This window comes from Ideonella sp. P3_A4, assembly GCF_056403075.1.
In genome coordinates, this window is record NZ_JBFUGE010000228.1 from 1 (window position 1) to 9,527 (window position 9,527).

A 9,527-nucleotide genomic window follows, 5' to 3' on the forward strand; every position below is an offset into this window, starting at 1 on the left:
GCGTGAAGACCACCATCGCAGCCGACACCAGGCCGTAGCGCGCACCCGGCAGCGTGATGGTCACGAAGCGGCGCAGCCGGCCGGCGCCCAATGTTTCGGCGGCTTCGTACAGCCGCTGGTCGGCCAGGGTCAGGCTGGTGACGAGGATCAGCAGCGCATGCGGAAAGGTGTAGAACACCTCACCCATCACGATGCCGAGTGGCCCGTAGATCGAGGCTGAGCCCAGCCACGACTTCAGCAGCCCCTGGTTGCCGAACAGGTAGACCAGCGAGATCGCCGGCATCAGCGAAGGCGCGAGCAGCGGCGACAGGGCCAGCCAGCGCAGCAGCGGCCGGCCCCAGAGCCGAGAGCGCGTCAACGCGAATGCGAAACCCAGCGCGAGCGGCAACACGATTGCACTGCTGACCAGCGCCAGCCCGACGCTGTTCCACAGCGCCGCCCGCAGCCGCGTTTCGGCAACCAGCGCCCACAGCTGGTCGAGGCCGACGAGCCGGCCATCAGGCCCCTGCACTGCCTTGACCAGGATGCTGGCCAACGGCCAGGCCAGGAATACCAGCAGCACGGCTGCCAGCAGCCAGGCCAATGCGCCGGCCCACCGCTCGTCCGCGGTGCGCAGCGGTTGGCGCTGCATGGCGAGACCGGGCCAGCGAAGCGCCGCCAGCATCACGCCTGACCCTCGTTGTTGACGAAGCAGCGCAGCCGCTCACTGCGCAAACCGACGCGCAGCCGCAGGCCCGGCGCCAAGCCGATGCAAGCTGGCTCGTGGGCGGCGATGTCGGCGGTCAGGCTGACCTGCAGCGCCGCACACAGCGTCAAGTGCACGCGGCGCAGGCCGCCCATGAAATCCACCCGCGTGACATCGGCCAGCAAGCCGCTGTCCGACGCCTGCAGCACCACGTCTTCAGGTCGGCAGAACAGCGTGCCCTGCATGTCTGGACGCAGGGCCAGCGCAGCCGCTGGCGCATCGATCACCTGGCCGGCGAGTTCGACCGCACCATCGGGCCGGCGCTGAACCGGCAGCCAGTTGGCATGGCCGACGAACTCGGCGACGAAGCGCGTGCGCGGCTCACCATAGATCTGTTCCGGCGTGCCAACCTGTTCGATGCGGCCGGCGTTCATCACCGCGATCGTGTCCGCGGTGGTCAGCGCTTCTTCCTGGTCATGCGTGACCATCACCGTGGTGACGCCGAGCTTGCGCTGCAGCGCGCGCAGCTCGCGCCGCAGGTGCTCGCGCACCTGTGCGTCCAGCGCCGACAGTGGCTCGTCGAGCAACAGCAGGCTCGGCGAGGTGGCCAAGGCGCGCGCCAACGCGACGCGTTGCTGTTGACCGCCGGAGAGCTGCGCCGGGTACTTCGCGTCGCTGCCGGCCAAGCCCACCAGGTCCAGCAGCTCGGACACCCGACGCGCTTTCTGCGCGCGGTCAGTGCGCAAGCCGTAGCCCACGTTGTCGGCCACGTTCAGGTTAGGAAACAACGCATAGGACTGGAACACGATGCCGTAGTCCCGCTGCGCCGGCGGCTGGCGGCCGATGTCGCTACCGCCCATCAACAGCCGCCCGGCATCTTGCCGCTCCAGCCCGGCCAGCACGCGCAGCAGCGTGGTCTTGCCGCAGCCCGATGGCCCGAGCAGGCACAGGAATTCGCCTTTGGCGACTGACAGGTCGATACCGGCCAGAGCCTCGAAGGCGCCGAAGCGTTTGGCGATGCCTTCGAATTGCAGCCAGGCCGGCCGTGGTTCAAGTGCGGAGGTCAGTGCGGCCGACAAAGGCGGTTGAAGCAACGCATTCATGGGGTCATCAAGCGTTGCAGGCGCGGCAGAAAGTGCGCCAGTGGTGGTGTGGTCAGGCCCACCACCTTGGCCGTGTCATCGTGGCGGCGCAAGGTGATGGCCCGCATGGCGTGCGGCTTGGCCAAAAACTGCTCGGCTTGCAACGCTGTCATTGATCCGCCCTGCAGCGTCAGGCTGCACTGCGAGGCCGTTGACAAAGCGGCGTGGTAGCCAGGTTCTGCGTGGCAGAGGTAGCGCTTGGCATCGACATGCAGCCCGATCGCATCGACCACTTCGGCCGGCAGCATCGGCCGCAGGAACGGCAGCACCTTGTACTGGTGCAGGTCGTCCACGCCGTCGGCCAGATCAGTGTCCTGCTGCTCGAACAGCAGGTGCCCGAGGTCGTGCAGCAGGCACGCCACGACCAGCGCGTCGTCGCCACCGCTGCTCTCGGCCAGCCACGCTGCCTGCAGCGCATGCTCGAGCTGGCTGACCGCCTCGCCGCCATACAGCGCCTGGCCTTGCCGCTCGAACAGCGCGCCGATGTGCTCGATCGTGAGCGACATGCCAGGCGCGGGGCTCAGTTCTTCGGCTCGGACTTCGCGTCGTAGCGCTTGGTCCACTCGGCCAGGATACGCTCGCGGTTGTCGGCCGACCACTTCAGGTCTTGCTTGATCAGCAACTGCTCGTAGTTCGCCGGGATGTGCGCATTGGGCTTGGCCACGCCCGGGTAGGCGACGATGGCGAAGTTCTTTTCGTAAAGCTCGTTGGCGCTGCGCGAGGCCGACCAGTCGGCCAGCTTCTTCGCGGCATCGATGTTCTTGCTGCCCTTCATCACCGCGGTGGCTTCGAGATCCCAGCCCAGCCCTTCGGCCGGGAAGACCAGCTCGATCGGCGCGCCGCTGTCCTTCAGCTTGGCCGCGCGGTACTCGAAGGCGATGCCGATCGGGAACTCACCGGCCGCCGCCTGCTTGCACGGCTTGGAGCCTGAGTGGGTGTACTGCGCGATGTTCTCGTGCAGCTTGTCCATGTAGGCCCAGCCGCCTTGCTCGCCGAACATCTTCAGCCAGGCCGTCACATCGAAGTAGCCGGTGCCGCTGGAGGCCGGGTTCGGCATCACGACCTTGCCGCGGTACTCGGGCTTGAGCAGGTCTTTCCAGCTCTCGGGCTTCTTCAAGCCTTGCTTGGCAGCCTCGATGGTGTTGAAGCACACGGTGGCGCCCCACACGTCCATGCCAACCCAGCTGGGCACCGACGCGCCATCGACATAGCGCTTGTCCAGTTCCGCCACGCCCTTCGGAGCGTAGGGCTGCAGCAGGCCTTCACGCTCCAGCACCAGCAGCGAGCTGGCGGCCACGCCCATCACCACGTCGGCTTGCGGCGCGGCCTTCTCGGCCAGCAGTCGGGCGGTGATGATGCCGGTCGAGTCGCGCACCCACTTCAGCTTGACGCCAGGGTTCTCGGTTTCGAACTGGGCCTGGTAGGCCTTCAGCTGGTCGGCCTCCAGCGCGGTGTAGACCGTCAGGGTCGTGTCGGCGTAGGCGGCGCCGACTGAAGCGGCAACGAAGGCGAGGGAAAGCAGCGGGCGGCGGTACATCGCAGGCTCCTGGGGTTGGAAACTGCGCTGCACTCTATGTATCGGCTGTGACGATACGTTGACGCTCGATCGATTCGCGCCGATGCGGCCATCAGAAAACTTTTGAACCCCTGCCCAGTTTCACTTGCGAAGCGCGCGCGTGGCGGGTGGCCCGGRGGYGCGTTCTCCGGCCCAGGCTCGCGGGGCACGGTGTTCGGCACGCCTCTCATCTCTCGGTCTGCACCCGTTGACGCTTGCCTGATGCTGCGGCGACCGCGAATGGGGCCTGAACCCGCACCCCCGAGCCACCCACCATGGAACCGTGGTGACCTGCCCGTGCGTGCCATGCCACGGRCGGTGCTTGCAGGGCGGTGGTGGTGCCTCCGGGCGCAGGCCCCATTCGCGGTCGCCGCCACKSCGCCKKGGCACYMCGGTGTTGATGCGGCTGCCCGTCGTGTGCCGCAACCGTGCCCCGCGAGCGTGGGCCGGAGAACGGGGGCACCGCCGCCGCTCTGCCGCCACTACGGGGGCAGTCGCAGCGCACCCAGGCAACCCGCATTGGCCAGAAAGCAGGCGCACCGCTCATCTAATGTGCCCCCTGCAGCTCGACGTTGGCCGAGCCCATGTAAGCCTCGATCACCGCCGGGTTCTTCGACACCTGCTCATACGGCCCTTCAGCCAGCGTCGCACCACGCTGCAGCACGGTGATCGTGTCGGCGATGCTGGCCACGACGCTCATGTTGTGCTCGACCATCAGGATGGTGCGGTCGGCCGAGACCTTCTTGATCAGCTGGCGGATGCGGTCCACGTCTTCCAGGCCCATGCCCTGTGTCGGCTCGTCCAGCAGCATCAACTGCGGGTCCATTGCCAGCGTGGTGGCGATCTCCAGCGCGCGCTTGCGGCCATAAGCCAGTTCGACAGCCTTTGCGCCGGCATAACCCGCCAAGTCCACTGCCCCCAACAGCTCCAATGCTCGGCTGTTCAGCGAATCGAGGCAACGCTCGCTGCGCCAGAAATGGAACGAGCCACCGAGCTTGCGCTGCAACGCGACGCGCACGTTCTCCAGCACCGTCAGGTGCGGGAACACGGCCGAGATCTGGAACGAGCGGATCACGCCGCGGCGGGCGATGTGCGCCGGTGTTTCGCCGGTGATGTCTTGACCGTCATAGACGATGCGGCCGGCACTCGGCGTCAGGAACTTGGTCAGCAGGTTGAAGCAGGTCGTCTTGCCGGCACCGTTGGGGCCGATCAGCGCATGGATGTGGCCGCGCTTGACGCGCAGATTGACCTTGCTGACCGCGACGAAACCCTTGAACTCTTTCGTCAGGTCGTGAGTCTCAAGAATGTATTCGGCGCTGCCGCTCATCCACTTTCCCCAGAACGGGCACCCAACCGTTGCGACAGCGTCCGCGCCGCTTGCACCACCACCTTACGTTGCCGCTCCATCTGCTCGGCGCTCAGCACCGCCTTGTTCAGGCACACCCCCAGGCCGGCCACCGGCTGGCCCGTGGCGTCGAAGATCGGCGCGGCCAGCGCGATGACGCCTTCCCGGATACCTTCGTCGTCGATGCTGTAGCCCTGCTCGCGACAGAGGGCCAACTCTTTCATCAGCTCAGCTTGGCTGGCCGCGCCCCGATCGGTCAAACGCTGCAGCGGGCCGGGCGGGAAGAGCGCTTGCAACCTCAAGGCGGGCAGATGCGCCAGCATCGCCTTGCCGGTGGCCGACAGGTGCGCAGGCAGGCGCATGCCGATGGTGAAGTTCAGGCCCAGCGGCCGCGACCCGTTGCGCACGCCCACGTAGACCACCTCGGCGCCATTCAGCACCGACAGGATCAGCGTTTCGTCCGGCGCCCGCACGCCGCGCCACAGCGCCTCGAACTCGCCGGCCACGCTGGTGCTGGCGACAAAGGCCTCGGCCAGGCTCATCACGCTGGGGCCGATCTGCAGCGCGCCGTTGTCGGCCCGGCGCAGGTAGCCCAAGTTCAGCAACGTGTTGCACAGCCCATGCACGCTGCTCTTGGGCAACGCCAGCGCGGCGGCCACGTGGGTCATGCTCAGTGGCTCGCGCTGGCGGGCCAGCAGGTCCATCACCGCCACCGCACGGGCCACCGCCGGCACCAGGCCGGGGGCGGCGTGGTGCGCATGTGCAGGGCTGGAAACCGCGACCATGAGTTCGATGGGCTGAACCGGGTTCAAGGATTCGAACGTCAGTCTAGGCACCACGCGCCGCAGGTCAACACATGCTTACGCATTTCGCGCGCTTCGCGGGAAAACACCGAGGCGTGAAAAAGGGCTGTGCATTGGCCTTTTCTTCATCGCTCATCCGCGCGCCGTCTTCCTAGCATCGTGGTTCAACAAGAAGCCACCTAGCCATGCCACCGATCCACACCCAACAGCCCCACGCCAAGGCGGTGGTGCGTCGGGTCGGTCGTGCCTTTTCTGAAGGCGGCTGGCTGGCTCAGGCGCTGCCGCTGCTGCTGCTGGCCTTGCTGGCAAGCCGTGCGGCCGACGACGCGCAAAGCCTTCGGCTGTCGGCTCTGCTGCAGCTCGCTGGCTCGATGCTGCTGATGCTGTCGGTGGTCTGCTGCAAGATCGGTGTCTGGCGCGCCGCAAACCGCCGAGCACAGCATGCAGGGGCCTCCGCGACCACCTGGGCCCTGCGCGTGCTGGTTCTGGCCGGCAGCCTCGCCTTTGGTCTCGCCTTTGCAGAGCGCCACGGCGGCGCCCGGACTTTCGAGATGGGCCAGATCGCACTCGGCCAGGATCCGGTCGCGGTGATCGACGCGCGCATCAGCGCCGACGGCCACAGCCTGCTGCTGTCCGGCACCTTGGGCGCCGGCTCTGCTGACAAGGTGCATGAGTTGCTGGCCAACGCGCCGGGCGTCCGCCTGGTGCACCTGCAATCGGCCGGTGGCCGCCTGTTCGAAGCCGAGAGCATTGCCGCCGACATCCGTGAGCGGCGCCTGAACACCTATGTCGACGGCCTGTGCGCCAGTGCCTGCACGATGGTGCTGCTCGCCGGCCGCCAGCGTGGCGCCGCGCCCAACGCCCGCATCGGTTTTCACCGCCCGAGTTTTGCCGGTGTCGACGACGACCGCACGGTCGATGCCGACGTCCTGATGCGCTACTACCGCAATGCCGGCATCGCCCGCGCGTTTATCGAGAAGGTGCGCGCCACGTCCAGCCAGTCGATGTGGTTCCCGTCGCGTCAGGAGCTGGAGCGCCACCGGGTGTTGACACCCACGCCGCCGGGAGGCGGTCTGCTCGCCTTGCGTTGACCCTCGCTGGGCACGGCGGCGGGTGGGCGGGTATGCTCGCCAGCCATCACGAAACGCCAGGGAAGCCAGCATGAGCGATGCGCCGCAACAGCAATCTCCTGCCATCCGAGTCGGGATCGGTGGCTGGACCTTCGAACCCTGGCGCAACAATTTCTACCCGCCCGACCTGCCGCACAGCCGCGAGCTCGAATACGCCAGCCGCAAGCTGACAGCGATCGAGGTCAACGGCACCTACTACAGCTCGCAAAAGCCCGAGACCTTTGCCAAGTGGCGCGACGAGACGCCCGACGACTTCGTCTTCTCGCTCAAGGCCTCGCGCTTTGCCACCAACCGGCGCGTGCTGGCCGAGGCCGGCGAGTCGGTCGAGCGCTTTGTCCACAGCGGCATTGCCGAACTGGCCCGCAAGCTCGGGCCGATCGTCTGGCAGTTCGCGCCCACCAAACGCTTCGACCCGGTCGACTTCGAGGCCTTCTTGAAGCTGCTGCCGTCCAAGGTCGGCGAGCGGCCGCTGCGCCATGTGCTGGACGTGCGCCACGACAGCTTCAAGAGCCCCGACTACCTCGCGCTCGCGCGGCGCTACCAGGCCGCAACGGTGTTCACCGATTCGGACGAGTACCCGTCGTTTGCCGACGTCACCGGCGACTTCGTCTACACGCGGATGATGCGCACCGATTCGAGCCTGGCGCTGGGCGTCACGCCCGAAGCGCTGGACCAGCTGGCCGCCTGTGGCCAAGCCTGGCGCGACGGTGCCGAGCCGGCCGATGTGCCGCGCGTCGAGCCGTCGCCGGCTCCTGCCGCACCGCGCGACGTGTTCATGTTTTTCATCAGCGGCGCGAAGGAAAAGGCCCCGCACGCCGCAATGGCATTGCGTGAACGAATCGCTCGAATTGCCGGGTAAAGCTCGTCAGGTGCGTCTGGATGTAGGCCGCTACCCGGGAGCGGCTCCTACCGTTCGTCACATGCGCTCACAGTGTTCGGCGCCACAGCCCCTATCTTGAAGGATGTGAAGACTTTGGGAACTGTGGCAGCCATGAAACTGAACTCGATTTTTCAAGCCCGACACACCGGCGCCTCGCGCCTCGCCCTGTTGACCCTGGCTGCTGCCGGATCCGCCTATGCCGCAGTCCCTGGCACCGGCAACCCCGACGGTCATTGCACCGTGCCCACGGCCGCGCAGGCCGACAGCATCGCCAACGCCCATGTCGTTGGCACCGGCTCGCCCGCCAGCTGCACCTCTGCGGCCTTCGTGGCCGCGGTCGCCAACGGCGGTGTCATCACCTTCAATTGCGGGCCCGATCCGGTCACCATCGCGTTGACCGCCACCGCCAAGGTGTTCAACGACAAGCCCAACGTCGTGATCGACGGCGGCGGCAAGGTCACGCTCAGCGGCGCTGGCGTGCGGCGCATCCTGTACATGAACACCTGCGATCCGAAGCAGGTCTGGACCACTGGACACTGCGACACGCAGGACACGCCGCACCTGACGGTGCAGAACATCACGCTGACCAAGGGCAACTCCCGCGGCCAGACATATGGCCTGTCCGAGGTCTACGGCGGCGGCGCGATCTACACGCGCGGCGGCCGGCTCAAGGTGGTCAACACGCGTTTCTTCAAGAACAGCTGCGAAGCCACCGGCCCCGACCTGGGCGGCGGCGCGCTCCGCTCGTTTGGCGGCTCGCCGACGGCGCCGGTCTACATCACGCACAGCACCTTCGGCGGCGGCGCGTACTACGCCAACAACTGCTCCAACGGCGGTGCGATCAGCGGCCTGGCCACCAACTTCAGCATCTACAACAGCCTGATCAGCTACAACTCGGCGGTCGGCAACGGCGCCAACCCGGCGGCCCCGGGCACGCCGGGCGGCGGCAGCGGTGGTGGCATCTACCAGGACGGCAACACCATCAACCTGACGATGTGCGGCAACAAGATTCAGAACAACCATGCCAATGAAGGCGGCGGTGCTTCGTTCTTCGTCAGCAACAACCTGACCGGCACGATGTCGATCACCAACTCGCTGTTGAGCGGCAACCCGAACGACAAGTTCGAGACCAACGGCCTGCCAGGCATCTTCATCCTGGCCAAGGCTGGCCAGCCGGTGATCACCAACTCGCAGATCCTGCGCTGACCAAACGCCGGCGGCAGCCGGCGCAGCCACGAAGGGTACCCCGCGCAGGTGGGGTGCCCTTTTTGCCTTCCGTCCTCCCGTTGCAGCCGCTCGGACGCCTCAGGGTGTACCGGGCAGGAGCCGACCCGCATCATCTCGCCCCACGTCAAACAATGAGGAGCGGCTGCATGCGAGCCCTGCAGAGTGTTGTCCTGGCCCTGATCCTGCCGTGGATCGGCATGGCCTCTTCGGCCCATGCCACCCCTTTAGTGCCTTTGGCCGCTGCGCTGGAGTCCGTTGCGCCGCTGGCCAAGGACACGCCGAGCACCACCGTCGCAGGAAACACCTTCGATGCTCCGGCCGGCTGGCGTCTGAGCGTGCGCGGACCGGCCACCATCCTCGAGGCTCCGGAGGGCGGCTCGTGGCTGGCGCTGATCGATATCGATGCGCCCGATGCCCATGCCGCGCTTGCCGCGGCGTGGGCCGCCTTCCAGCCGCATGCGAACAGGCCGGTGAAGGTGGTGACGCCGATCGCGCCAAAGAACGGCTGGACCGATCGCCAGGCTTTCTCTTACCAGACCTCGCCGAATGAAAACCGCGAAGTCCTGGCCCAGGTTCGCCGTGCCAACCAGATGTGGATGGTGGTCATCCGCGACATGGCCGTTGACGTGGCTGAAAGGCGCAGCACGCAGATCAACCAGGTCTTCGGCAAGCTGCTGCCCAAGGGCTACCAGCGCGAATCGTTTGCCGGCAAGCCAGCGAACAAGCTCGATGCGGCGCATCTCGCCGAGTTGACCGGCTT

At 66.9% G+C, this 9,527-nt stretch carries 9 protein-coding genes and 1 pseudogene; 4 read left to right on the top strand and 6 right to left on the bottom strand.

Translation table 11 applies throughout. From position 1 onward, the window contains the following. The 6 genes from AC1DYI_RS19040 to AC1DYI_RS19065 form a co-directional block, all read right to left on the bottom strand. A partial coding sequence (locus tag AC1DYI_RS19040; protein WP_477205700.1) for an ABC transporter permease subunit occupies positions 1-664 on the bottom strand: 664 nt, incomplete at its 3' end. Continuing rightward, positions 664-1,788 carry a putative 2-aminoethylphosphonate ABC transporter ATP-binding protein gene (locus AC1DYI_RS19045; RefSeq protein WP_477205701.1) on the bottom strand — a complete coding sequence of 375 codons (1,125 nt, stop codon included), beginning with the start codon at positions 1,786-1,788 and terminating at the stop codon, positions 664-666. The genes AC1DYI_RS19045 and AC1DYI_RS19040, both read right to left, overlap by 1 nt. Next, positions 1,785-2,333, bottom strand: coding sequence for a phosphonate degradation HD-domain oxygenase (locus AC1DYI_RS19050; RefSeq protein ID WP_477205702.1), 549 nt, complete (start codon positions 2,331-2,333; stop codon positions 1,785-1,787). The genes AC1DYI_RS19045 and AC1DYI_RS19050 overlap by 4 nt, the downstream gene beginning before the upstream one ends. A gap of 14 nt (positions 2,334-2,347) precedes the next feature. Next, a complete protein-coding gene (locus AC1DYI_RS19055; RefSeq protein WP_477205703.1) occupies positions 2,348-3,364 on the bottom strand; it encodes a putative 2-aminoethylphosphonate ABC transporter substrate-binding protein in 1,017 nt (338 codons plus the stop codon). 565 nt (positions 3,365-3,929) lie between these two features. Continuing rightward, entirely contained in the window at positions 3,930-4,709 is a 780-nt protein-coding gene (locus AC1DYI_RS19060; protein ID WP_477205704.1) for an ABC transporter ATP-binding protein, read from the bottom strand. Continuing rightward, positions 4,706-5,512: an IclR family transcriptional regulator gene (locus AC1DYI_RS19065; RefSeq protein WP_477205705.1), complete on the bottom strand. Its 807-nt coding sequence runs from the start codon at positions 5,510-5,512 to the stop codon at positions 4,706-4,708. Before AC1DYI_RS19065 ends, AC1DYI_RS19060 begins: the two co-directional genes overlap by 4 nt. Positions 5,513-5,715: 203 nt before the next feature. On the opposite strand from AC1DYI_RS19065, the gene AC1DYI_RS19070 reads away from it, so the two are divergent. From AC1DYI_RS19070 to AC1DYI_RS19085, 4 genes and pseudogenes are all read left to right on the top strand, one after another. Then, positions 5,716-6,621 carry a COG3904 family protein gene (locus AC1DYI_RS19070; RefSeq protein ID WP_477205706.1) on the top strand — a complete coding sequence of 302 codons (906 nt, stop codon included), beginning with the start codon at positions 5,716-5,718 and terminating at the stop codon, positions 6,619-6,621. A gap of 70 nt (positions 6,622-6,691) precedes the next feature. Then, complete coding sequence (locus AC1DYI_RS19075; protein WP_477205707.1) at positions 6,692-7,519, top strand: DUF72 domain-containing protein; 828 nt, start codon at positions 6,692-6,694, stop codon at positions 7,517-7,519. Between the two features lie 132 nt (positions 7,520-7,651). Next, positions 7,652-8,746, top strand: a complete 1,095-nt coding sequence (locus tag AC1DYI_RS19080) for a hypothetical protein (RefSeq protein ID WP_477205708.1) — start codon at positions 7,652-7,654, stop codon at positions 8,744-8,746. 80 nt (positions 8,747-8,826) lie between these two features. Next, a pseudogene (locus tag AC1DYI_RS19085) lies at positions 8,827-9,527 on the top strand (hypothetical protein); the annotation flags it as partial.

Excerpts from the sequence above, each read along its gene's own strand:
- AC1DYI_RS19045 (WP_477205701.1), bottom strand. The coding sequence starts at position 1,788 with ATGAATGCGTTGCTTCAACCGCCTTTGTCGGCCGCACTGACCTCCGCA.
- AC1DYI_RS19050 (WP_477205702.1), bottom strand. The coding sequence starts at position 2,333 with ATGTCGCTCACGATCGAGCACATCGGCGCGCTGTTCGAGCGGCAAGGC.
- AC1DYI_RS19055 (WP_477205703.1), bottom strand. The coding sequence starts at position 3,364 with ATGTACCGCCGCCCGCTGCTTTCCCTCGCCTTCGTTGCCGCTTCAGTC.
- AC1DYI_RS19060 (WP_477205704.1), bottom strand. The coding sequence starts at position 4,709 with ATGAGCGGCAGCGCCGAATACATTCTTGAGACTCACGACCTGACGAAA.
- AC1DYI_RS19065 (WP_477205705.1), bottom strand. The coding sequence starts at position 5,512 with ATGGTCGCGGTTTCCAGCCCTGCACATGCGCACCACGCCGCCCCCGGC.
- AC1DYI_RS19070 (WP_477205706.1), top strand. The coding sequence starts at position 5,716 with ATGCCACCGATCCACACCCAACAGCCCCACGCCAAGGCGGTGGTGCGT.
- AC1DYI_RS19075 (WP_477205707.1), top strand. The coding sequence starts at position 6,692 with ATGAGCGATGCGCCGCAACAGCAATCTCCTGCCATCCGAGTCGGGATC.
- AC1DYI_RS19080 (WP_477205708.1), top strand. The coding sequence starts at position 7,652 with ATGAAACTGAACTCGATTTTTCAAGCCCGACACACCGGCGCCTCGCGC.